We start from the raw sequence: 23,516 nt of genomic DNA on the forward strand, positions 1-23,516 counted from the left end.
CACCCTCTGTGGCACGCTAGAACGCCAGTGATTGAGGCGTTTAATCCCACTGGAGCAAGAAGATCATGGCACCCAAGCCCGTTGTTTTGTGCATTTTGGACGGCTGGGGCCTGTCTGAGCAAACCGAAGCCAACGCGCCATTTCTGGCCAACACGCCAAATTTTGATGCCATGATGGCCGATGGCCCCCATGCCACACTGATCACCCACGGCCCGGATGTGGGCCTGCCAAGCGGGCAGATGGGCAATTCAGAGGTCGGCCACACCAACATCGGCGCAGGTCGCGTGGTGGCCATGGATCTCGGCCAGATCGATCTGGCGATTGAGGACGGCTCTTTCTTTGAAAACGCTGCTTTGCAGGCCTTTATCGCAACGCTGAAACAGACCGGCGGTACGGCGCATCTGATGGGCGTGGTCTCTGATGGCGGTGTGCACGGTCACATCACTCATGTGATCGCGGCGATCAAGGCGATCACAGACGCAGGCGTGCCCGTGGTGCTGCACGCGGTCACAGATGGTCGTGACGTCGCGCCAAAATCAGCGCTGACCTATATCGACACGCTCATGGCAAACCTGCCCGAGGGCGCCTCCGTCGGCACCGTCACCGGGCGCTACTATGCGATGGACCGCGACAACCGCTGGGAACGTGTGTCTCAGGCCTTCACCGCATGGACAACTGGCACCGCGGCCCACAGCGCTGCAGATGCCAGATCCGCGGTGGAAGCCGCCTACGCCCGCGACGAAAGCGATGAATTCATCGCCGCCACTGTGGTTGACGGCTACACCGGTGCCAAAGATGGCGACGGCTTCTTCTGTCTCAACTTCCGTGCTGACCGCGCGCGCGAAATCCTCGCAGCCTTGGCGCAGCCTGACTTCACCGATTTTGACGCATCTGCCCGCCCAAACTGGGCGACCGTACTGGGCATGGTCGACTATTCTGAGGCCCACAACGCCTATATGACCACCGCCTATCCCAAACAGGATATCAAAAACACGCTGGGCGAATGGGTCGCCAAACACGGCAAAACGCAGTTTCGCCTCGCCGAAACCGAGAAATACCCGCATGTGACCTTCTTCCTCAATGGGGGTGAAGAAACCCCCTCTGAAGGCGAAGACCGCTTCATGCCCAAGTCCCCCAAGGTTGCCACCTACGACCTGCAGCCGGAAATGAGCGCAGATGAGGTGACCGAGAAATTCGTGGCCGCGATTGAGCATGGCTATGACCTCATCGTCACCAATTTTGCCAACCCCGATATGGTCGGCCACACCGGCAGCCTTGAGGCCGCGATGGCCGCCTGCGAAGCAGTGGACAACGGGCTTGGCAAAGTGCGCGCCGCACTTGAAGCCGCTGGCGGCACCATGATTGTCACCGCCGATCATGGCAACTGCGAAGTGATGGTGGATCCCGAAACCGGCGGACCACACACCGCCCACACCACCAATCTGGTGCCTGTGGTTCTGGTCAATGGCCCAGAGGGTACCAAACTGCGCGATGGCCGTCTGGCCGATCTCGCCCCAACGCTGCTGCAGCTGATGGATCTGGATCAACCGTCTGAGATGACTGGGGAGAGCCTGATCTCTTGAGACACCTCCGCACCCTTCTGGCTGTGCTTGGCCTCAGTCTTGCGGCGTCGTTGACGCATGCAGAGACCAATCCCGCAGAGGCCGCACGCCAGGCAGCGTTGCAACTGGAAGAGGCCTCCGTCGCCCTGGCGCAGGCCAAAACCAGCCGTGACCGGGTCAAATCCCTCACATCTGTGGTGCAAGCCTACGAAACCGGTCTTACGGCCCTGCGCGCGGGGCTGCGACGCGCCTCCATTCGCGAGGCACAGCTTGCACGACAGCTCAAGGCACAAGAGGTCGAAATCGCAAGCCTGCTCGGCGTGCTCCAGTCCATGTCAAAAGGCCCAGCACCAGTGATTTTGGTGCATCCCGGTGGCCCTATGGGCACAGCGCGCTCAGGCATGATCATTGCCGATGTCGCGCCCGCTCTTGAAGCCAAAGCCGCACAGGTGCGCCGCGACCTCGAAGAAGTCTCCATTCTGCGCAGCCTGCAGGAGGGCGCCGCAGAAACCCTTCAGAATGGCCTGACCGGCGCACAAGATGCGCGCACTGCATTGTCCAAGGCCATTGCAGACCGCAAAGATCCGCCACTCCGCTTCACCGAAGATCCTGTGCAGACCGCATTGCTGATTGCGTCCACCGAAACGCTTGAAGGCTTTGCCAGCGCTTTGGTGGATCTGCAGGTCGAAGGGCTGCAGGAAATCCATCTGCCTGACGTGCGCGACCGCAAAGGCGCGCTGTCCTTGCCTGTCGCCGCAACCGTTCTGCGCCGCTCGGGAGAGGCCGACGCAGCCGGCATTCGCCGCCCCGGGCTGGTGCTGGCAACACGCCCCGCCGCTCTGGTGGTCAGCCCGACCCCGGCGACAATTCGCTATCGCGGTCCATTCCTGAATTTCGGGAACGTGATGATCCTTGAGCCGCAGCCGGGTGTACTCTTCATATTCGCAGGTCTTGCACAGGTGTTTGGCGATGTGGGTCAGGTGCTGTCCGAAGGCGCACCTGTGGGCTTGATGGGAGGAAATGAATTGGAAACCGGTGCAATTCTCTCACAGTCTGGTGATGACGCTGGCAATGCACGGCCAGAAACGCTCTATATAGAAGTCAGAGAGGGCAAGGCGCCCGTGGACCCGGAAACGTGGTTCCAAACGAATGAGGATGGATAAGCAATGAAGAAGTTCGTCGCCGCCGCGACAGGAGGAATCCTGGCGGGGCTATTGGTCACCACTCAAGTGGCTGGTCCGCTCCTAGCGCAAGAAACCGAACGCAAGACCAACGTCTATGAACAGCTTGACCTGTTTGGTGACATCTTTGAACGCATCCGCATTCAATATGTCGAAGAGGTGGACGAAGCCGACCTGATCGAAGCGGCCATCAACGGCATGCTGACCTCGCTTGACCCACACTCAAGCTATCTGTCCCCCGATGACGCCAACGACATGCGCGTGCAGACACGGGGCGAATTTGGCGGACTCGGCATCGAAGTCACGCAGGAAGAGGGCTTCGTCAAAGTTGTCTCTCCGATTGATGACACCCCGGCGGCCTCTGCTGGTATTGAGGCAGGCGATTTCATCACCCATGTGGATGGCGAAAGCGTTCTGGGCCTGAACCTCGACGAAGCCGTAGAAAAGATGCGTGGCCCGGTGGGCAGCGAGATCGTGATCACCGTGGTGCGCGAAGGCGAGCCGGAACCGTTTGACGTGACCATCATCCGCGACACCATCAAGCTCACCGCCGTACGCTCCCGCACGGAGGGCGACAGCGTTGTGCTGCGTGTCACCACATTCAACGACCAGACCACACCAAACCTTGAGAGCGGTTTTGCAAAACAGGTCGAAGAACTCGGCGGCATAGACAACGTCAATGGCATCGTGCTCGATCTGCGCAACAACCCCGGTGGTCTGCTGACACAAGCGATAAGTGTCTCTGACAGCTTCCTTGAAAAGGGCGAGATTGTCTCCACACGTGGCCGCAACCCGCAGGATGGCGAACGCTACAACGCCACCCCAGGCGATCTGGCCGAAGGCAAGCCGCTTGTGGTGCTGATCAACGGCGGCTCTGCCTCGGCATCTGAGATTGTGGCTGGCGCGCTGCAAGATCACCGCCGCGCCATCGTTGTGGGCACCAAGAGCTTTGGTAAAGGGTCTGTGCAAACCGTCATGCCTCTGCGCGGCGAAGGCGCGATGCGTCTCACCACGGCGCGCTACTACACCCCTTCAGGCCGCTCCATTCAGGCCCTCGGCGTCAGCCCGGACATCGTGGTTGAACAGCCACGCCGAGCCCCTGAAACCGAGGAGGAAGAGGAGAACGCCCGCAATATCCGCAGCGAAGCGGATCTGCGCGGCAGCCTCAACAATGACAGCCTGACCGAGGATGAGCGTCGCCAAATCGAAGAAGACCGCGAAAAGGCTGAAGCAGCGGCCAAGCTGCGCGAAGAGGATTATCAGCTCGCTTACGCGCTCGACATCCTCAAAGGTCTCTCTGCATTGGGACCAAAAGAATAATCATCAGACGACTGATGAAACAAAAAAGGGCGCTGATCTTTCAGCGCCCTTTGTCATTTCCATGGACTGCCCGCGGTCACTCCGCGGCCCATTGCGATCCATCGTCCTGCTGGGCAAGCTCATCCAGGGCGTCCTGCGCGTCCGAAACTGCAAAATGCGCCATCAAACCAGAGAGCTTCTCTGCGTTCTGACTCAACAGTTGCCCCGCTGCGCTTGTTTCTTCCACCATCACTGCGTTTTGCTGCGTCACTTGATCAAGATGCGCAACAGACTTGTTTGCTTCCTCCAGCCCGCTGGCCTGCTCCGCAGAAGACTGGGCGATATTGCTCACCAAGCCGGAAATATGCCCAACACGATCAGAAATGCTGCGCAGGGCCTCACCGGTCTTGGCAACCAGTTCAACACCATGTTCCACCTGCTGCGTGCTCTTGGAAATCAACGCTTTGATTTCGCTTGCTGAGTCTGTCGTGCGATGTGACAAACTCCGCACCTCAGAGGCCACCACCGCGAACCCCCGCCCCGCATCGCCAGCGCGCGCCGCCTCAACACCCGCATTCAGCGCCAAGAGGTTCGTCTGGAAGGCAATATCATCAATCACACCAATGATCTGTGCGATCTGCGACGAACTGGCCTCGATGTCCTGCATCGCGCGCACGGCACTTTCCACAACCAAGCGGCTTTCTGCGGTTTCTTCACTGGCATTTTCCGTGGTGGAGGCTGCATCCTGTGAGCCATCAGCGGCCGATTTCACACTGTTGGTCAGCACTTCAATCGACGATGCGGTCTCTTCCAGGGTCGCGGCCTGGCTCTCCGTGCGATGGGCCAGATCATCCGAGGCCTGACTGATTTCCGCAGAGCCATTGCGAATAGATTCCGCAACACTCACAACTTCCTGCACGGTCTCATTCAGTGTCTCAGCCGCTGTGTTGAAGTCATCCTTCAATTTGGCGTAGCCCTCTGTCAGCTCCGCTTCAATCCGGTAGCTCAAATCCCCTTCAGAAAGCTTGGCCAAACCCGTGCCAATCGCATCCACCGCAGCCATCTGTTCAGCCCGGCTCTTCTCCCGCTCCGCATCCGCGACACGCGCGTTTTCTTCCTTTTCCACCAGACCATCACGGAAAACCTTCAGCGCAGTAGCAATCCGCGCAATCTCATCGCTGGCCCGCTCAAATCCTGCCACCGGGCTCATATCACCCTGCGACAAGCGTTCGGTTGTCTTGCTGATCCCATCCAAGGGCCGAATGATCAGGAAATGGGTCAACAGCAATGCCACGCCGATCAGGGCAAGCGCCGCCCATCCCATAAGTTTGAGATGCTCTTTGACTGTTGAGGCATCCCCAGCCAGCGCCACCGCCTGCGTTGTGATCGTCTCCTGACTGTCGAGCCCCAGCATCGACGCCTGTCCCGCAATTTTGAGCACCGCATTCACAGTGGCATGCGCAGCGTCACTCGCGGCTTCATCCGCCTGAATGGACTTGATGCGCAGCGCTGCGAGGCCTTCTCCCGGCACTGCAATTGCCGTGATCTTGTCAATTCTCTCGGCAATGCTGCCATCGCCAAAATCGCGATAGGACGCAAGCTTGCCCGCAGCGGCAGCCATGGTTTTCTCTTTACCCAGCGCATCCTCAACTGTGTGCGCCGTCACAACTTTCAAAGCTTCACTTTGAAACACGCCAAGCGACGAATTGATCTCCAAGAGTGCGTTGATAAACGCAACTTCATTGTCCAACAGCCCCTGAATGGCATCCCGGTTGCCGGTGGCAGCATCATCCGCCGCAATGGTCAGCTCAAACAGCATATCATCCACGGCGCTCACCAAGATCGCATCCGCACGCTGCCGAATGGACAGCACTTCGTCACGCGGCACCCCACGCCCGATCAGGCCCGCAGAAATCGCTTTCAGCAGCCCATCTGAAACCTCTTGCAGTGACTCCGCAACCGGCGCACCCGCTTCAAATCCTGTCAAAGTCGCAAGCGCCTCTTTCAAACGGTTGTGAGAAGAAATGCCAAGGTCGGAAAGGATCGAACGCATGGCGCGATCCTTGGAGGTTGACATGGCCAAGGACACCCCGGTCAGAAAGTTGATCTCTGCACGTGTGTCCAGCAACGCCTGCAGCGTCGCAAAGCGCGTGTCGACAAGATCCAGCAGCGTGGCATCAATCGATGCCATCGTATCTTCGCCCTGAATCACGATATCAAAATACGCATCGTCAGCAATTTCCAGCAACGCGCCGGTCAACTCCGCACCTGCTTGCTGCAACGCCTCGATCATCATGTTGGATTGTTCTGTATGCGCAAACGCTGATGTGCGCGCGGTGATCGAAGACTTCAGCCTTTGCAAAACTTGCGCAAGATCCGCCTCAAAGCCCGCTTTTGTCTCCTCCGGAAGCGCGCCCACAGCTTGGGTCAACTCATCGCCCGACTTTTGCACCTTTTGTGCCGCTTCTCCAAGCTCCGCAGCCGTGTTGGCAACCAACACTGCAATCATCGCATCTTTGGTATGGCTCGCAGACATGATCAGCGCGTTACTTTGTGCCAGCTGCGGCAAATCGCTGTCAGTCATCTGACGCACACTCTGATCAACGCGGTCAAACGACTGATAGTTCACATAACCTGCCCCAAAGGCGACAGCCATAAGCGTGAGCAAAAGAAACGTGATTTTGCCGCGAATGCTCGACAGAACATTCAGCTTGCGCAGGATTTGAAACCACCTTGAACGGAGCATGGGTGTACCTCTGGAATTCTTTGGCTAAGTGCCCCGCCCATTACAGGCGGGGCAATTTGGCGGGTGTCAGTGGCTGTCTTCAGGAACCGCCTGCGGAAACGATGGGCGTAAAGCTGCCATCGGCTGCGATACGTGTCAGGAAAACATCATCCATGCCCTGATTGTCATCGGCCCCAAACATCATGGTCACGCCGCCAAGATCGACGGCCTCTAGACCGCCCATGGCAGACAGAAAGCTCTCACGCGTCAGCGATTTGCCCGCTGCATTCAGACCTTCAATCGCCAAACGCCCAACCATGTAGCCTTCGAGGGTCACGAAGCCCGGCTTTGCTTCCGCATCAACCGCGGCCAAGGCTTCAGTGTACTGCGCCACAACTGGAATGGAGGCATCCCATGGGAATGGCACCACTTGGCTAATGATGACCCCTTCACCATCGGCCCCAAGTTCATTGGCAAGCGCAGAGGAGCCGACAAAAGAGATATTCACAAACTCCGCGTCGATTTTCATCTTCCGGGCCAGCTTGATAAACTCGGCAACAGGCTTGAACGCCCCAACCATGACAACGGCATCTGGTTTTGCTTTGCGGATCGACAGCAGGGCTTTTTTCACGGCAACAGTGTTGCGGGTGTAGGTGCCTTCCGCCGCAAGGCTCATGCCACGCTTTTCAAGCGCTGCGTTCACACCAGAAAGCCCCACACGGCCAAAGCCGTCGTCCTGATAAAGGATTGCGATGTTCTGGAGCCCCTGCTGATCGACCAGATATTCAATCCACGCTTCTGTTTCAGCGGCATATGTTGCACGCACATTGAAGATGTTGCCGTGGCTCGCATCCCGCAGAAAGCCTGCGCCGGTGAATGGGCCAATGAAAGGCATGTTGGCTTCGGTCGCAATAGGCTGCGTCGCCGATGACGTCGGCGTCCCCACCGAACCGATCAGACCGATATGGTTGCCCCCCTCAACAACTGATTTGACAAGCGTGGCAGAGCGATCCGGTTCATAGCCGTCATCCATGCTGTCCAGTTTGAGCATACGACCATGCACACCGCCCGCCGCGTTTGCCTCCTCAAAGGCGGCCATAATTCCAAGCCGCATGCCAGTCCCAAGCGCAGCCGCAGGACCATCCAGCGCCGCCACCTGTGCAAAGGTCACGCTGGTGTCTGTGATGCCCTGTTCTGCGCTGGCAAACATGGGCAATACGGCAAAAGTGGCTGCCGCGAGTATCGTGTTTTTCGAAAACATGTATAAATCTCCGGTTCGCTGATCATTGCAGCCTTGAAGCCGGGCGATAAATTTCAGTTAATCGCGAAATGAAATTGCGCACAGCGGACGCAAAACTTTCTTCAATTTTATCAATCCCCAAAAATCATAGAGATTCATGCACCTTGAAGTGTATCTGTCAGACCACCACTCACCCTAAATCTTAGGATATGAACGATTCTTCCGTTACTGCGTGTTAAGCTTTCCGTCAGTGCGGGCGCGATCCCGCGCGCTGCGCGCCGGTTTTCAACGCCTCCTCCCCCGCAGAAATTGACACCTCTCCCCCAATCCGCTACCCCGCCGCCTTCACGGCATTTTCTAAACAGACAAAGGTTGGGTCATGGGACGTAAGCGCAAAGGACGTGATATTTCTGGCTGGCTCGTGGTCGATAAACCCGCGGGCATGACCTCGACTTCTGTGGTCAACAAAGTGCGCTGGGCCTTTGACGCCAAGAAAGCAGGTCATGCAGGCACGCTTGATCCAGACGCGACCGGCGTTTTGGCTGTTGCGCTCGGCGAAGCCACGAAAACCGTGCCGTTCATCACCGACGCGCTGAAGGCCTACACGTTCACTGTGCGCCTCGGTCAGGCCACCAACACCGACGATGCCGAAGGCGAAGTCATCGCGTCCTCCGATCTGCGCCCCTCTGACGAAGAGATCAAAGCCGCACTCGGTCAGTTTGTTGGCGACATCATGCAGGTGCCCCCCAAATTTTCCGCGGTGAAAATCGACGGTCAGCGCGCCTATAAACTGGCCCGCGATGGCGAAGACGTGGAAATCGCCGCCCGCCCGCTCTGGGTCGAAGAGCTGGTGATGGTGGACCGCGAAGACGAAGACCACGTCACCCTCGAAATGACCTGTGGCAAAGGCGGCTATGTGCGCTCCATTGCACGCGACCTTGGCGCCGCACTTGGCTGCCACGGCCATGTGCGCGAATTGCGCCGCATCTGGTCCGGCCCGTTTGACGCAGCTGACGGCCTCACCATCGAGCAGATCGACGAAATGGCGAAACAGCCCGAGCTCGACACCCACCTGCGTCCGCTTGAGCAAGGTCTAGAGGAGCTCACCGAAGTCAAAGCCACACCAGATGGCGCCGCCCGTCTGCGCAACGGCAACCCCGGCATGGTGATCGCCCATGATGTGGAATACGGCGAGGAATGCTGGGCCAGCTATGAGGGTGAGGCCGTGGCCGTTGGCATTTTCAAAGCAGGCGAGCTGCACCCCAACCGGGTGTTTGTGAAAGCCGGATAAACTTGGTCGCTGCTGCATGATCACGCGCCATTTCCAAAAAGATGATGCCACCTCCTCCGCGATCTATTCAGATTGCGAAACCTATCGCTATGCCCTGACCCGCGTGTGGGACGCAGGACAGCAGCGCGTCCTCTTCATCATGCTGAACCCCTCCAAGGCCACAGAGCAGCAGAACGACCCCACCATAGAGCGCTGCGAACGCCGCGCGCGTGCGCTGGGGTTTGGCGGCTTTCGCGCGGTCAACATCTTTGCGCTGCGCGAAACCGACCCTAAGAAAATGCGCGCCCACCCGGCCCCGATCGGCCCGGACAATGACGCCATCGTGGCCGAAAGCTGTGACTGGGCCGATGTGATCCTCGCAGCCTGGGGTGCCCATGGCGATCACCTCAACCGTGGATTTGAAATGCGCGATGTGCTCGCCGGACTGAGCAAACCGATGCACACGCTGGGCCTGACCAAAGCGGGTCACCCACGCCACCCACTCTATATTGCCTATGCCCAGCAGCCCGAGCTCTGGGATCTGTCCGCAGTATAACGCACAAAACCCTTTTCTTTTTGACCTTTCGGGACTAAACACGCCCATCCTTCGGAGATTCTCCGGAGGTGATCTCTATGGACCCTGCTGGACGACATCCCGGCTTGTGCCCGCAACCCTTTGATATAGGAGACCCCGATGTCGATCACTGTTGAAGAAAAAGCACGCCTGATGAAAGAATTCGCAACCAAAGAGGGCGACACCGGTTCTCCGGAAGTCCAGGTTGCAATCCTGACATCCCGCATCAACACCCTGACCGAGCACTTCAAAACCCACAAGAAAGACAACCACGGCCGCCGTGGTCTTCTGAAAATGGTTGCTCAGCGCCGTAAGCTTCTGGACTACACCAAAGGCAAAGACGAAGCGCGCTATCAGGACCTGATCAAGCGTCTGGGCATCCGTCGCTAAGACGTCGCCGACTGCGAGATTATCTGAAACGCCTGCTCCCACGAGCAGGCGTTTTGCGTTGGGCTGCCTGTCCGGCTTTACGCAAAGTCAAATTTGACAGTCCCAGCACAAGCAAACAGACTGTGCTGCCAAAGGGAGAGCACATCATGAAAGACGCATTGTCGGTATTGATCCGTATGGGCAGCCTGCACCGCCTGCTGCCATTCTGGCTTGTTGGTCTGTGGCTGATCACCCAGAATCTGGCGTGGTGGATCCCTGTCGCGCTGGTCTATGGCTACATCGCGCAGCTGTTTGTGGAATACGCCATGCACCGTTTCTTGCTGCACCGCGAACCGCCCACCGAACAAAGCGTGTTTAACGAACTGTATCGCAGCCACATCGGCCATCACGAATACCCATCCGATGCAGAGTTTTTCACCGGCGGCGACCACTGGTACCCGGTGCGCTTCGGCCTGATCTCTGTTGCCATTCACACGGCCCTGCTCTGGCCGCTGCTGGGTCTCAGCATGGCGTTCACGGTTGCGTATATTGCGCTGTTTGTCGGATCCGTGACCGCCTTTGCCACCTATGAATACTGTCACACCCTGTCGCACCTGAATGTGAAAAAGGGCCGCTTTGGCCAATATGTGACCCGCAAGCACCTGGCCCATCACTTTCAGGACCATCACGCCACGTTTCAGGTCAGCTTTGGCTTGGATTGGATCGACCGCCTGTTTGGCACCGCCCATGACAAAGACGTGGCAAAAGAGCGGTTTGATCGCAAAACCATTTTGTCGATGGGCATGGATCCCGAAGATCTGCGCCTTGTGACCGCACGCAAAGCATTCGGCATCAACCGCCGCCCCGGTGCCAAAAAAGCGTCGTCCTAAGCCACCACAGAAAGTTTCGGCCTGCCCACTTTGCGATGGGTGGGCTTTACCCCCGCCGGAAAGCGGTGTGAAAAACTAAGCCCCGCGCGGATCAGATCAGGGTCCATTCGGCCACGGGTCACAAACGCCACTGCGCTTCGCGCGCCAGAGGCTTTGTCTCGGCGCATGTGATGCAGCATCGACATAATCTGCATCTCATCATCTGTCATTTTCAGCCGCGCCTCTGTGCACAACGGATCCATCATCTCAGGCCCATCTTCACGGCTTTCAGCCAACGCCAGCGCAACCTTGTTCAGCAAGTAGGCAGCAGGCAGACCAACCGCCTCGCCCCACCGCTCAACTGCAATATCTTGCCCCCGGGTCCATCCATGTGGATCGGCTTCATAAAGACCCAGCATGATGTGGCGCAGAACCGCCAGCAAGCCAAACTCGAATTCGTCACAGCCAATCGTGCGCAACGCTTCGATCGGGCGCGCAAGGGTGTCGGTATTTTCAACCAAACTCATGCCCGCTTCCTCTCGTTTCCGGGCACTTCAGTGATTGGCACCACATTGTCTGGCAAATCGCTCGGCGCAATCGCCTCTGCCTGCATCGGAGAGGCCGCCACCGCAGGAAACCGCAGGCTCGCTTCCATTGCCGCGCGCAACTCTGGCTTTAAGCCGCAACCGGCCTTTTGTGCCAAGGCATCAGCCGCCAACAGATCCCGGAAAATAGTCGCCATGATCGGTCCTTTCACAGAGCCATTCGAAATGGCGATGCACAGCACCAAAGACGCGCGCACCGTCACTTCATGAATTGGAAAACCACAGCTATGTTCGAGGGTCGTCTGGCTAGGTGCGCGCTTTCTGACAAAATTAGTCAGAAATTGCAATAGCGGAATTTCGCGCAGCTCAACGAAAAATGCCGCGGCACCCGGACCACGGCATTTGCAATTAACGTCAAATACTTAACAGCTCAGCGCCCGCTGTCCTGCGCCTTGATCACTCCGGCCACACGGTTGCCTATGGCGCGGCTTCCCTTAAGCGAGGGGTGAATCATGTCGCCACTGTGGAAGCTGCGATTGCCATGCGGCACCAGATCCGCCAGCGACACAAAATGCACCCCACTATCTAAGGCGGCGAGCTTGGCGATCCGTGCTTCAAGCGCATCCCCATTGTCGCGGCACCCTTCAATCGGCGACCATACTCCGGGGCTTCGCAAATAGCCGACCCATGCCACCTGAGCACCTTTGTTACGCAACTCCTGCACCAGCATGGGGATTGCACCGCGCTTGCCATCTTCACTGATCAGCTTGTCCATTTTTCGCGTGCATTTGCCACAGCCGCACCCAAACCAAAGATCATTGCCCCCGCCATTCAGAACCACCCAGTCCCAGTCTCCCTTGCGGTATTGGCTGGCGATCTTCATGCCCATTGCCCCGGAAATCGGCAAATTATACAGCATGCGCGCCCCGCTCACCGCCGTGCTTGCCACCGGCTCACCCAGCGCGGTCTCCAAGGCATGAGACACCGACTTCTGTGTCACACTGTGCCAGGCCATCATACTGTCGCCCATCGCCAGAATGCGCGGGGTGTCCTCGGGCGCAGTTACCGCGTTTTTGGCCACAACATCCGTCGTGGAGTTTGCCGCAGCGGCCGCAGTGGCATCCTCAGAAATCTCATCGGGCATGGCCTCAAGCGGCGGCGTCGATGCGCATCCCGCAACAAGAAACACAACGGCAAAGCCGATGGCCAACAAAAGGGTATATGGGGCTCTTATCAAATACTCTCGCATACGCACGCCTGGTCCAACAAATATCGAATCGATCACGGCAAGCCCCCAAGCCGCATCAACGCGACACAATCTCACCCAATTTATGGTTAATTGCCACGATCAGGTCGTGAACAATCTGTTGCGCTTCCCGCCATAGTAGCACAATCGCAGGTCAGAAACACGTGCATGCGCGCGGGCCGCCTGCTCAGCTTATGCAAAATCAGGTTTCCAAAAGCCTTATTTTCCGATATGGGCCAGCCATCTGAAAGCTTGCGCTCTGATCCCGGCGCTCGAAGCAAGATAAGGGGGATCGGCGGCAATGGGGCCGCTATTTCAAACGGGAGACCCGGGATACGCCCGGGAGGGCTCCCAGCTAGGATACGATGATGTTCGAAGTAACAAAGAAATCCATGCAGTGGGGCGAAGAGACGCTCACACTGGAAACGGGCAAGGTTGCCCGTCAGGCCGACGGTACCGTGATCGCCACTCTGGGCGAAACCTCCGTCATGGCCAACGTGACCTTTGCAAAGGCACCAAAGCCCGGTCAGGACTTTTTCCCGCTGACCGTACACTACCAAGAGAAATACTACGCCGCCGGTAAAGTACCGGGTGGCTTCTTCAAGCGCGAAGCGCGCCCTACTGAAAAAGAAACACTGACCGCGCGTCTGATCGACCGTCCGATCCGCCCGCTGTTTGTTGATGGCTTCAAAAACGAAGTTCTGGTGATGTGCACCGTGCTGTCCCACGATCTGGTCAATGACCCAGACATCGTGGCAATGATCGCAGCCTCTGCCGCGCTCACCATCTCCGGCGCACCATTCATGGGCCCAATCGCGGGCGCACGTGTGGGCTTTGAAGACGGCGAATATGTTCTGAACCCAACCGTTGACGACATGCAGGACCTGCGTTCCAACCCAGACCAGCGTCTGGATCTGGTTGTGGCCGGCACCAAAGACGCCGTCATGATGGTTGAATCTGAAGCTTACGAGCTGACCGAAGCAGAAATGCTTGGCGCCGTGACCTTCGCACATGAGCAGATCCAGCCAGTGATCGACCTGATCATTGAACTGGCCGAAGACGCCGCCAAAGAGCCGTTTGACTTCCAACCACCAGAATACACCGAGCTGTTTGAAGCGGTGAAAGCGGCTGGCGAAGAGCAAATGCGCGCAGCTTTCGCTCTGCGTGACAAGCAGGAGCGCACCAGCGCTGTTGCCGCTGCCCGTGACGCGATCAAAGAGGCGCTGACAGAAGAGCAACTCGAAGACGCAAACCTCGGTTCCGCGCTGAAGAAGCTCGAAGCAGGCATCCTGCGTGGCGACGTTGTGAAAACCGGCGTTCGTATTGACGGCCGTAAAACCGACGAAGTCCGCGACATCGTTTGTGAAACCGGCATGCTGCCACGGACCCACGGCTCCGCTCTGTTCACCCGCGGTGAAACACAGGGCTTGGTTGTGACCACTCTGGGCACCGGCGACGACGAGCAGATCATCGACGCGCTGCACGGCAACTTCCGCTCCAACTTCCTGCTGCACTACAACTTCCCTCCCTACTCCGTGGGTGAAGTTGGCCGCGTGGGCTCCCCGGGCCGTCGTGAAATCGGTCACGGCAAACTGGCATGGCGTGCGCTGCAGGCAGTTCTGCCAGCGGCAACTGACTTCCCATACACCGTGCGCGTGGTATCCGAGATCACCGAATCCAACGGCTCCTCCTCCATGGCGTCCGTTTGCGGTGGCTCGCTGTCCATGATGGACGCAGGTGTGCCTCTGAAATCCGCCGTTGCCGGTGTGGCCATGGGCCTCATCCTGGAAGACAGCGGTGACTACGCGATCCTGACCGACATCCTGGGTGACGAAGACCACCTCGGCGACATGGACTTCAAAGTGGCGGGTACCGAAAACGGCATCACCTCGCTGCAGATGGACATCAAAGTCGCAGGCATCACACCTGAGATCATGGAAAAAGCGCTCGCACAGGCGAAAGAAGGCCGCATGCACATCCTGGGCGAGATGAACAAATCTCTCTCCGGCGCATCCGAGTTCTCCGTCCACGCACCGCGCATCGAAACCATGAACATCCCAACCGACAAGATCCGCGAAGTGATCGGCTCCGGTGGTAAAGTGATCCGCGAGATCGTCGAAGTGTCCGGCGCCAAAGTCGACATCAACGACGAAGGCGTGATCAAGATCGCGTCCCCGAATGGCGACTCCATTCAGAAGGCCTATGACATGATCCACGCGATCGTGGCAGAGCCAGAAGAAGGCGCGGTTTACACCGGTAAAGTTGTGAAAATCGTCGACTTCGGTGCCTTCGTGAACTTCTTCGGCAAGCGCGACGGTCTGGTGCACGTGTCTCAGATCGAGAACCGCCGCCTGAACCACCCTTCCGACGTTCTGAAAGAAGGCCAGGAAGTGAAAGTCAAACTGCTTGGCTTTGACGACCGCGGCAAGGTGCGCCTGTCCATGAAAGTTGTGGATCAGGAAACCGGCGAAGAGATCGTTCCTGAGAAAAAAGAAAAGTCTGACGACTAAGTCTTGAATTTAAGACACCAGAGAGCCCCGGCCATTGGTCGGGGCTCTCTTGCTTAACGGCTTTGGCGACAGTGTGGGACAAAACATGCCACAGCAACAAGATGAAGCTCCACTCGCACAACTGGCGACTTGGGTCATCAATTTGGAAACGGACGCTGAGAGGCTTCGCGTAACAGGCAGCCTATTGCAAGACGCGGACCTCCCATGGTCTCGCTTTCCTGCTGTCGATGGTCGGGCAACCAATCTGAAAACCCATCACCTGAACAATAGCAAGCGACAATCCCATTTGTTTGGGCGTGAGTTGAACAGTGGCGAAATTGGGTGTTTCCTCAGCCACTTACATGCACTCGAAAAATTTGCCACCGGCTCCGAAGAATACCTTCTCATTCTGGAAGACGACGCCGATGTTCCGAAATCATTGGCCCGAGACGTATCTGAAATAATAAAGTGGCACGAAGCAAATCCCAAACACCGTTTGGATTGCGTCAATCTTTGCAATGCATATCGCAAACGAAACACACCGCTCGCGGCACTGTCAGGTCGTCAACTATTGCGGTCTTGGTATTTCCCGGTCCTCACGACCGCTTGTCTGTGGACCAAAGAAGGCGCACGCGCGTTTGTAAACCAAGTGCATCACGGCGGCATTGATGGCCCACTTGACGATCGCATGCGCGCTTGGTTCGCCAAGACAGGTGGCGGCATGCACCTGGACCCAGTCCTTGTACCTCCGCGCCAAGTTGCAAGCTCCATAGACGCAATGGGATCCCGGTCCACAAGCACTTTGCCACGCTCAAAGCAGATTCTACGGCGAAAGCTCCCGGTCTACGGGTGGGTTTTTCTGAACAAACTCAAGAGCCTCTTCCGGGCTTCGTAGCAAACGGATCGATGAACCGAACGCGGAAGGCCGCAAACAAATCGACCGCCCCCGGAAACAGGAGCGGTCATATTTTTCTCAGGGGCAAAGGGCTTTAGGCCGCTGCCCACTCTTCGTCATCATCATCTTCAAACAAGATGGCTTCTTCAAAGGCTTCCTCAACCGCTTCCGCCACACGGAACCCGGACAACCCATCCACCAGACGATCCACCGCCATATCAAGGCTGGAGGTCGCCGCAGAGGCTTCTTCAGACCGCGCAGCATTGGCCTGCGTCTCAGAGCCAATCGTTTGCATGCTGTCGCGGATTTGAGCCACCGATTGCGCTTGCTTGTCAGAGATCTCGGAAATCTCGGCAATATTGGTGCGCACTTCGCTCACATCGCCCAAAATGGTCTCCAGCGCCTCACCAACTTCACGCACCAGCGACACGCCGCTGGACACATGCCCGTTGCTTTGGCTGATCAGCCCATTGATGTTTTGCGCAGCTTCAGCCGACCGGTGCGCCAGCTCGCGCACCTCCGAGGCCACGATCGCAAACCCTGCGCCCGCTTCCCCGGCCCGCGCCGCCTCTACCCCGGCGTTCAGCGCCAAAAGGTTGGTCTGGAACGCAATGTCCTCAATCAGCGCCACAACCGTGTCAATCTGTGCCGAGCTCGCTTCGATTTCATCCATTGTGCTGACAGCTTTGCGCACAACTTCAGTGCCTTCGCGGGTCAGCTTTGTTGTGTTGTCAAACCGGTGTTGGGTATCGACAGCTTTATCAACTGCGCCCTTCATGGCATCCGCGATCTGCTCAACAGCCTCAGTGACATGCTGCAGCTCACCCGCTTGTTTTTCCGTGCTGTGCGCCACATTCAAAGACACTTCACGCAGTTCGCGGCTGTCTGTTTCGATCTGATTAGAAATCGTGGTCACGGAGCTGACAATGCCACTCAGCGACGTCACCGACGCATTGAAGCTTTTGCGCAGATCCTCATAGCTGTCCTCAAACGGAGTATGCACATAAGCGTCGAGATTGCCTTCAGAGATCAGCGTTAACTTGTCGTGCAGCGTCTCCACCACTTCGGTTTGCACTTTCTCTTTGGTCTCAATGCTGGCCTTTTCCTCGTTCAGCGTATCCATCAGATCTTGCTGCGCTTGTTGCTCTTTGGCCAGTTCCTGAAGCTGCTTGCGATAGTTGTTCACCGACACAACCAGAATACCAGTCTCTGCAACCACAATCAGCGCGTGCACAATGGTACGCCCAAGGTTCTCAACCAAATCAACAGACGGGTACACCAAAACTGGGAACAGAAACGTCAACGCCAGATGGTGAACCGCGACAACACCAGCGGCGGCCAAAATCGCAACCGGACATATCATCACCGTCAAAATCGCCAACATCGCAAAGAACATCATATGAATGTCGAGCTGCCATGCATGGCCAGCCATAGCGGCAAGCAGCACCATAATTTGGCCAGAGCTTGCAACGGCAACGCTCAAACGCGCAGCCAGATTGCCTTGCAGGCGCATCGCATAAACCGACAGGCCAACCAGCACCGCCGAGGCGCCGCCAAGCGCTACAAAATTGCCGCCGCGCAGAATTGCGACGCCAAACGCCAACGCACCCAAGAGTGCTGTGACAATTGCGACGACTTTCACACCAGTCTGATGTGATTGGGTAAGTTTGGGATGTTCAATCATGTTTTCACTCCGCAGAGCCAGGATAGCGCTTCGCCGTCCAAAATGGCCCATGCCCCGTTTTCCTTAAGTCTGTCTTCAAAATCTTCGACATCAGATGCGCCCATGACCGCCATTGGCGCACGCGAGACGCCAATCACCCAGCCACCAGAGGCCTCAACAATGCGGTTCAGATCCGCGCCCGGCGCTGCCACCACCACCACCGGTTCACCCTCTTTCAAAGGCGCGCCCACAACTGCCAGAACCGGGGTTACCGTCAGGCAGAAAACGATTCCAAGAATCGCAGGCAGAAATTGGACAGGTCGGGTCATTGGTCCATCTGCACGCAAAATAATTGCCACCAAATTAATCGATGCCAGCAAGCGCAGAAACAAACGCCTAAGAATTTATTGGTTTTCACAGAGGAAAAAGTGCGGCTAGAGCAAATCAATCAAGCAAAGAAAAAGGCGCCGCGCATATCGCACGACGCCTTCTCATTTGATTGTTTGTATGCCGTAGCACCGTCAGCGTACGGGCCTCCCTTAATTAACCTGGCAACTTAGTGGTGCGCAGATAAGGGAAATGGGTGGTGAACTCCCCATATTTGGCAGTCGCATCCGCATCGCTCACGGCCACTGGAATGACCACATCACCACCCGGTGTCCAGTTTGCCGGCGTCGCAATGTTTTCCTTCGCCGCGGTCTGCAATGCCTCAAGCGCCCGCAGAATCTCTGCAAAATTGCGCCCCACATTCATCGGGTAGGTCATTGACAGCTTCAGCTGCTTGTCAGGCCCGATGATAAAAACAGAACGTACAGTGGCACTGTCAGCAGGCGTGCGCCCATCTGGCAAATAGGCTTCTGCTGGCAACATATCGAAGGCTTTGGACACCTCTAGCCCCTCATCTGCGATGATCGGAAATCCAGCATCCGCACCGCCATAGCTCTCAATGTCCTTCTTCCAGCCCTTGTGGTCTTCGACACCATCAACGGAAACACCCAACACTTTGGTGCCACGCTTGGCCCATTCATCTGCCAATTGCGCCACTGCACCAAATTCAGTCGTGCAAACCGGCGTAAAGTCTTTGGGGTGCGAAAACAGGATCGCCCAGCTGTCACCTATCCAATCATGAAACGTAATCGTGCCCTGATCCGTTTCTGCCGTGAAATTTGGCACAGTATCATTAATTCTAAGGCCCATCTGAATCTCCCTATTCGCGGGTCTGTCTGTCAGCGGCAAATGTTGTCGCAGTATAAAAACACCTCGTAGGAAATGGCCGCTCAGAATAGGCCTTTCCATCCGCAGGCAGGCACAGACTACATCACCAGCTTCTAAGCACCACCCCTTTTGGGATCAGGATATATCCAAAATAACCCGGCGTCCGATTGCACGTACACACTCTTGCACAGCCCGGATGTCGCGGGCAGAGTGCCCGCAAGGATCGATAGGGAGGGAACCATGATCGATAAACGCCAATTCTACATCAACGGCCAATGGGTTAATCCCGTGACTGCCAATGACCTCACTGTCATCGACCCATCCACCGAAGAGCCCTGCGCGGTGATTTCTCTCGGTGATCAGGCAGATACAGACGCCGCCGTGGCCGCGGCACGTGCCGCCTTCCCCGCCTGGGCGGACACTCCACTGGAAGAGCGTGTGGCACTGGTCAAGAAACTGCGCGAGATCTACGTCGCCCGCCGTGCAGACATGGCCGAGGCCATCCGTGCAGAAATGGGCGCGCCGCTTGATCTGGCCAGCAACAACCAATGGGGCGCCGGAGTCTGGCATCTGGATGGTTTCCTTGAAGCGCTGGAAAACTTCGAATTTGAATACGCCATGGGCGCAGATCGCATGCGCAAAGAACCCATCGGCGTCTGCGGCATGATCACCCCGTGGAACTGGCCCATGAATCAGGTCTTCCTGAAAGCGATCCCTGCGCTTCTGGTGGGCTGCACCATGGTGCTGAAACCGTCTGAAATCGCGCCGCTCTCCTCCATCGTCTTTGCCGAAATGATGGACGAGGCAGGCTTCCCGGCGGGTGTGTTCAACATGGTCAACGGCGATGGCGTCGGCGTCGGCAGCCAGCTCTCATCCCACCCGGATGTGGATATGATCAGCTTCACCGGCTCCACCCGCGCAGGCATCGCCATCTCCAAAGCCGCCGCCGACACCCTCAAACGTGTCAGCCTGGAACTCGGAGGCAAAGGTGCCAACATCATCTTTGCGGATGCGGATGAAAAGGCCGTCAAACGCGGCGTGATCCACTGCATGCAAAACTCCGGCCAGTCGTGCAACGCGCCCACCCGCATGATGGTGGAAAGCAGCGCCTATGCCGCCGCCGTGGAACAGGCCAAAGCCGCCGCCGAAGCGGTGCAGGTCGGTGCCACAACTGAGTCAGGCCGCCACATCGGCCCAGTGGTCTCTGAGGTGCAGTTCAACAAGATTCAGGGCCTGATCGAGATCGGCATCAAAGAGGGCGCAACCCTCGTGGCCGGTGGCCTTGGCCGCCCAGAAGGCATGAACAAAGGCTACTACGTGCGCCCCACCGTCTTTGCCGATGTCACGCCAGACATGACCATCTACCGCGAAGAGATCTTCGGCCCGGTGCTCGCTATCTCCCCATTTGACAGCGAGGCGCAGGCGGTTCAGATGGCCAACGACACCGTCTATGGCCTCACCAACTACATCCAGACGCAGGATGACGACAAACGCCTGCGTGTCGCCCGTCAGGTGCGCTCCGGTATGGTGGAAACCAACGGCGTGGGCCGCGTCAACGGCTCCCCCTTTGGCGGCTACGGCCAATCTGGCAATGGCCGCGAAGGCGGCGGCTGGGGTCTGGAGGAATTCTGCGAAACCAAGGCGATTTCCGGCGTGCCTATGGCCTAACCGGGACGCTCCATCAAAACAAAAGGCCGCAGCACACCGCTGCGGCCTTTTTTGTTTATGCTGTATTTATGCCGCTGGCTTGCGCGAGCGATTGCGCCGCCGACGCGGGCGACCGCCACCCGGCTTGTCATTGCCATTGGCTGCGCTCTTTGGCTGACCGCCACCGGACTTCGCAGCACCACCGGGCTTTCCGCCGCCGGGTTTGCCGCCACCACGCTTACGCCCGCCGCCACCGGAGCGTGGCCCGGTGCCGTATTCTTTCTTCATCTCCCGAAGTTCATCGGTAGGGCGGTCAAACTTGCGCCCGATCAGCTTTTCGATGTCCTTCAGATAATCCCGCTCATCCAGCGCACAGAAGGAAATCGCGCGCCCATCACGGCCCGCCCGCGCGGTGCGGCCAATCCGGTGCACATAGCTTTCAGCCACATTGGGCAGGTCAAAGTTAATCACCAGCGAAATCACCGGAATATCAATCCCACGTGCCGCCACATCAGTGGCCACCAACACAGTGATCTCACCATCGCGAAACGCCTTAATCGCGCGGTCCCGCTGCCCCTGGCTCTTGTTGCCGTGGATCGAAGCCGCGTTGAACCCGTCAGCGACAAGCTGCTTCATCATCCGCTCCGCACCATGTTTGGTGCGGGAGAAAATCAGCGTGCTCTCGCCCATGTTCTCCGACAAGATCTCCCGCAGGCGCACACGTTTTTCGCCCTTTTCCAGATACTCCACGCTCTGCGTGATCTTATCCGCGGTCTTACCCGGAGGCGCGATCTCCACCCGTTTGGGCTTGGTCAGATAACTCTGGCTCAGTTCTTCCATCTGCTTGGGCATGGTGGCCGAAAACAGCATGGTCTGGCGCGGCGTGCCCAGATGCGGCGCAATTTTACGCAAGGCATGGATAAAGCCCATGTCCAGCATCTGATCCGCCTCATCCAGCACCAAGTTGGTAACAGTGGACAGGTTGATTTCCTTGCGGTCCAGCAGATCAATCAGCCGCCCCGGTGTGGCCACCAGAATATCGGTGCCGCGCGACAGCATCGCAATCTGGCGGTTGATCGACTGGCCGCCCACCACAGTCATCACCTTCATCGGTGTGCCCTGCACCAGCGGGCGCAGGTTGTCGGCGATCTGATTGACCAGCTCGCGCGTCGGGGCCAGCACCAGCGCTTTCACGGATTTCGGCAAAGGCTTGCCCGGCTGTTCCAGCAGACGGTCCATCATCGGCAAACCAAAGGCCAGCGATTTCCCGGTGCCTGTCTGTGCGAGGCCAAGAATGTCATGTCCTTCAAGCGCCAGCGGTATGGCCTTGGCCTGAATCGGTGTCGGGGCGTCAAAGCCGTGTTTCTTCAACCCTTTGAGCAGGGTGGATGACAGGCCCAGATCTTCAAATTGCGCCACAATATGTCCTTTCAACCGCACGCATCACGCACGGCAAACAGCGGTGCCGGCGGCATCCGCTCAGAGGTTTGACAGCACCGCCATTGCACAGACCCATTCTGCGCCAACCCGGCCTATCCGTCAGAACCCTGCGTGATGGGAACGAAAGCGTCGTTGATGCGCCTGTCCGCCCTCTTGGGGGCGCGGCGCGGCCTGCTCACGCGGCTGCGCAACGACGCGCCTCACATATAGTGTGTGCGTAGAATGTCAATATCCTTGCCCTATCGCCAATCCAGAACCACCTTGCCTGACTTGCCGGATTTCATCGCCGCGAACCCGGCTTTGAAATCCCCCACCGGCATCTCATGGGTGATCACCCGGCTGACATCGAGACCATTCTGCAACATCGCGATCATCTTGTACCAGGTCTCAAACATCTCCCGGCCATAGACACCTTTGAGGGTGATCGCCTTAAAGACAATCCGGCTCCAGTCCACAGGCGACTGCCCCGGCGGAATGCCCAACAGGGCAATCTTGCCGCCCATCACCAGCGCCTCCACCATCTGATCCAGCGCCACCTGCGCGCCGCTCATCTCAAGCCCCACGTCAAAGCCTTCCTTCAGGCCCAGCCCGTGCATCACATCATTGAGATCTTCCTGCGCCACATTCACCGCGCGTGCGTTGGGCACCACATGTTCCGCCAGCGCGAGCCGATCCGGGTTGATATCCGTGATCACCACATGGCGCGCACCCGCATGTTTGGCCACCGCAGCCGCCATGATCCCGATTGGCCCCGCGCCTGTGATCAGCACATCCTCCCCCAACAGATCAAAGCTCAGCGCCGTGTGCACCGCATTGCCCAGAGGGTCCAGAATCGCGCCGATCTCATCGGGGATATCATCGGGCAAAGGCACCACATTAAACGCAGGCAACCGCAGATATTGCGCAAAGGCCCCCTGCACATTCACGCCAATGCCGCGCGTGCCGGGATCAAGGTGAAACTTCCCCGCCCGCGCCTGACGGCTCTCATGGCCGATGATATGGCCTTCCCCCGAACAGCGCTGGCCGATCTCCAGCCCCTCAACCCGCCGCCCGATCTCCACGATCTCACCTGCAAACTCATGGCCCGTGATCATCGGCACCGGCACCGTGGCGCTGGCCCAGTCATCCCAGTTCCAGATATGAATATCCGTCCCACAGATCCCGGTTTTGTTGACCTTGATCAACACCTCATCCGGCCCGATCTCAGGCACTGGCGCTTGCACCATCCACAGCCCCTGCTCAGGGTGGGATTTCTCAAGCGCAGTCATCGTATTTGGGCGCATCTGC

Annotated in this window: 20 protein-coding genes; 10 read left to right on the top strand and 10 right to left on the bottom strand. The window is 57.8% G+C overall.

Going from position 1 to position 23,516, the window contains the following annotated elements; genetic code table 11:
* The first annotated feature begins 62 nt into the window (after positions 1 to 62).
* From gpmI to J7413_RS05960, 3 genes are read left to right on the top strand one after another with little or no spacing between them, the layout of a single operon-like run.
* Positions 63 to 1,583, top strand: coding sequence for a 2,3-bisphosphoglycerate-independent phosphoglycerate mutase (gene gpmI, locus J7413_RS05950; RefSeq protein WP_209097338.1), 1,521 nt, complete (start codon positions 63 to 65; stop codon positions 1,581 to 1,583).
* The gene (locus tag J7413_RS05955) at positions 1,580 to 2,725 is read left to right on the top strand and encodes a peptidoglycan DD-metalloendopeptidase family protein (protein ID WP_247743351.1); all 1,146 of its coding nucleotides are present in this window, start codon (positions 1,580 to 1,582) and stop codon (positions 2,723 to 2,725) included. The genes gpmI and J7413_RS05955 overlap by 4 nt, the downstream gene beginning before the upstream one ends.
* 3 nt (positions 2,726 to 2,728) lie before the next feature.
* The gene (locus tag J7413_RS05960) at positions 2,729 to 4,063 is read left to right on the top strand and encodes a S41 family peptidase (RefSeq protein WP_209097148.1); all 1,335 of its coding nucleotides are present in this window, start codon (positions 2,729 to 2,731) and stop codon (positions 4,061 to 4,063) included.
* A gap of 76 nt (positions 4,064 to 4,139) precedes the next feature.
* Here the strand turns inward: J7413_RS05960 and J7413_RS05965 are convergent, their stop codons facing one another.
* Entirely contained in the window at positions 4,140 to 6,788 is a 2,649-nt protein-coding gene (locus J7413_RS05965; RefSeq protein ID WP_209097149.1) for a methyl-accepting chemotaxis protein, read from the bottom strand.
* 79 nt (positions 6,789 to 6,867) lie between these two features.
* Complete coding sequence (locus tag J7413_RS05970; protein ID WP_209097150.1) at positions 6,868 to 8,028, bottom strand: ABC transporter substrate-binding protein; 1,161 nt, start codon at positions 8,026 to 8,028, stop codon at positions 6,868 to 6,870.
* Positions 8,029 to 8,386: 358 nt separating this feature from the next.
* Here J7413_RS05970 and truB point away from each other — a divergent pair, with 358 nt between their 5' ends.
* The 4 genes from truB (at position 8,387) to J7413_RS05990 (ending at position 11,110) form a co-directional block, all read left to right on the top strand.
* Positions 8,387 to 9,298 carry a tRNA pseudouridine(55) synthase TruB gene (gene truB, locus J7413_RS05975; protein WP_209097151.1) on the top strand — a complete coding sequence of 304 codons (912 nt, stop codon included), beginning with the start codon at positions 8,387 to 8,389 and terminating at the stop codon, positions 9,296 to 9,298.
* 16 nt (positions 9,299 to 9,314) lie between these two features.
* A complete protein-coding gene (locus J7413_RS05980; protein ID WP_209097152.1) occupies positions 9,315 to 9,833 on the top strand; it encodes a DUF1643 domain-containing protein in 519 nt (172 codons plus the stop codon).
* Between the two features lie 138 nt (positions 9,834 to 9,971).
* Complete coding sequence (gene rpsO, locus J7413_RS05985; protein ID WP_058241030.1) at positions 9,972 to 10,241, top strand: 30S ribosomal protein S15; 270 nt, start codon at positions 9,972 to 9,974, stop codon at positions 10,239 to 10,241.
* Positions 10,242 to 10,387: 146 nt separating this feature from the next.
* Complete coding sequence (locus J7413_RS05990; RefSeq protein ID WP_209097153.1) at positions 10,388 to 11,110, top strand: sterol desaturase family protein; 723 nt, start codon at positions 10,388 to 10,390, stop codon at positions 11,108 to 11,110.
* Here the strand turns inward: J7413_RS05990 and J7413_RS05995 are convergent.
* From J7413_RS05995 to J7413_RS06005, 3 genes are all read right to left on the bottom strand, one after another.
* Positions 11,107 to 11,616 (bottom strand): hypothetical protein, encoded by a 510-nt coding sequence (locus J7413_RS05995; protein WP_209097154.1) that lies wholly within the window; start codon positions 11,614 to 11,616, stop codon positions 11,107 to 11,109. The genes J7413_RS05990 and J7413_RS05995 overlap by 4 nt on opposite strands.
* On the bottom strand, positions 11,613 to 11,831 hold the full coding sequence (locus J7413_RS06000; RefSeq protein ID WP_209097155.1) for a hypothetical protein: 219 nt from the start codon (positions 11,829 to 11,831) through the stop codon (positions 11,613 to 11,615). The genes J7413_RS05995 and J7413_RS06000 overlap by 4 nt, the downstream gene beginning before the upstream one ends.
* A 233-nt stretch (positions 11,832 to 12,064) precedes the next feature.
* Positions 12,065 to 12,919 (bottom strand): SGNH/GDSL hydrolase family protein, encoded by an 855-nt coding sequence (locus tag J7413_RS06005; protein ID WP_348538728.1) that lies wholly within the window; start codon positions 12,917 to 12,919, stop codon positions 12,065 to 12,067.
* A 329-nt stretch (positions 12,920 to 13,248) separates the two neighbouring features.
* On the opposite strand from J7413_RS06005, the gene pnp reads away from it, so the two are divergent.
* Together pnp and J7413_RS06015 are read left to right on the top strand one after the other, a co-directional pair.
* On the top strand, positions 13,249 to 15,390 hold the full coding sequence (pnp, locus tag J7413_RS06010; protein WP_209097156.1) for a polyribonucleotide nucleotidyltransferase: 2,142 nt from the start codon (positions 13,249 to 13,251) through the stop codon (positions 15,388 to 15,390).
* Between the two features lie 85 nt (positions 15,391 to 15,475).
* Positions 15,476 to 16,264: a glycosyltransferase family 25 protein gene (locus J7413_RS06015; protein WP_209097157.1), complete on the top strand. Its 789-nt coding sequence runs from the start codon at positions 15,476 to 15,478 to the stop codon at positions 16,262 to 16,264.
* Positions 16,265 to 16,358: 94 nt separating this feature from the next.
* Here the strand turns inward: J7413_RS06015 and J7413_RS20640 are convergent, their stop codons facing one another.
* From J7413_RS20640 to J7413_RS06030, 3 genes are all read right to left on the bottom strand, one after another.
* Positions 16,359 to 17,948, bottom strand: a complete 1,590-nt coding sequence (locus J7413_RS20640) for a methyl-accepting chemotaxis protein (RefSeq protein WP_209097158.1) — start codon at positions 17,946 to 17,948, stop codon at positions 16,359 to 16,361.
* Positions 17,945 to 18,256 (bottom strand): hypothetical protein, encoded by a 312-nt coding sequence (locus J7413_RS06025; protein ID WP_209097159.1) that lies wholly within the window; start codon positions 18,254 to 18,256, stop codon positions 17,945 to 17,947. The genes J7413_RS20640 and J7413_RS06025 overlap by 4 nt, the downstream gene beginning before the upstream one ends.
* A 214-nt stretch (positions 18,257 to 18,470) precedes the next feature.
* Positions 18,471 to 19,124: a peroxiredoxin gene (locus J7413_RS06030; protein ID WP_209097160.1), complete on the bottom strand. Its 654-nt coding sequence runs from the start codon at positions 19,122 to 19,124 to the stop codon at positions 18,471 to 18,473.
* Positions 19,125 to 19,382: 258 nt separating this feature from the next.
* Between J7413_RS06030 and J7413_RS06035 the strand changes: the two genes are divergently transcribed.
* Positions 19,383 to 20,810: an aldehyde dehydrogenase family protein gene (locus J7413_RS06035; protein ID WP_209097161.1), complete on the top strand. Its 1,428-nt coding sequence runs from the start codon at positions 19,383 to 19,385 to the stop codon at positions 20,808 to 20,810.
* Between the two features lie 66 nt (positions 20,811 to 20,876).
* Here J7413_RS06035 and J7413_RS06040 read toward each other — a convergent pair whose 3' ends face one another.
* Together J7413_RS06040 and tdh are read right to left on the bottom strand one after the other, a co-directional pair.
* Complete coding sequence (locus tag J7413_RS06040) at positions 20,877 to 22,208, bottom strand: DEAD/DEAH box helicase (RefSeq protein ID WP_209097162.1); 1,332 nt, start codon at positions 22,206 to 22,208, stop codon at positions 20,877 to 20,879.
* Between the two features lie 260 nt (positions 22,209 to 22,468).
* Positions 22,469 to 23,497: an L-threonine 3-dehydrogenase gene (tdh, locus tag J7413_RS06045; protein WP_209097341.1), complete on the bottom strand. Its 1,029-nt coding sequence runs from the start codon at positions 23,495 to 23,497 to the stop codon at positions 22,469 to 22,471.
* Positions 23,498 to 23,516 lie beyond the last annotated feature (19 nt).

The sequence above is a fragment of the Shimia sp. R10_1 genome, from assembly GCF_017744095.1.
Classification (GTDB): domain Bacteria; phylum Pseudomonadota; class Alphaproteobacteria; order Rhodobacterales; family Rhodobacteraceae; genus Shimia.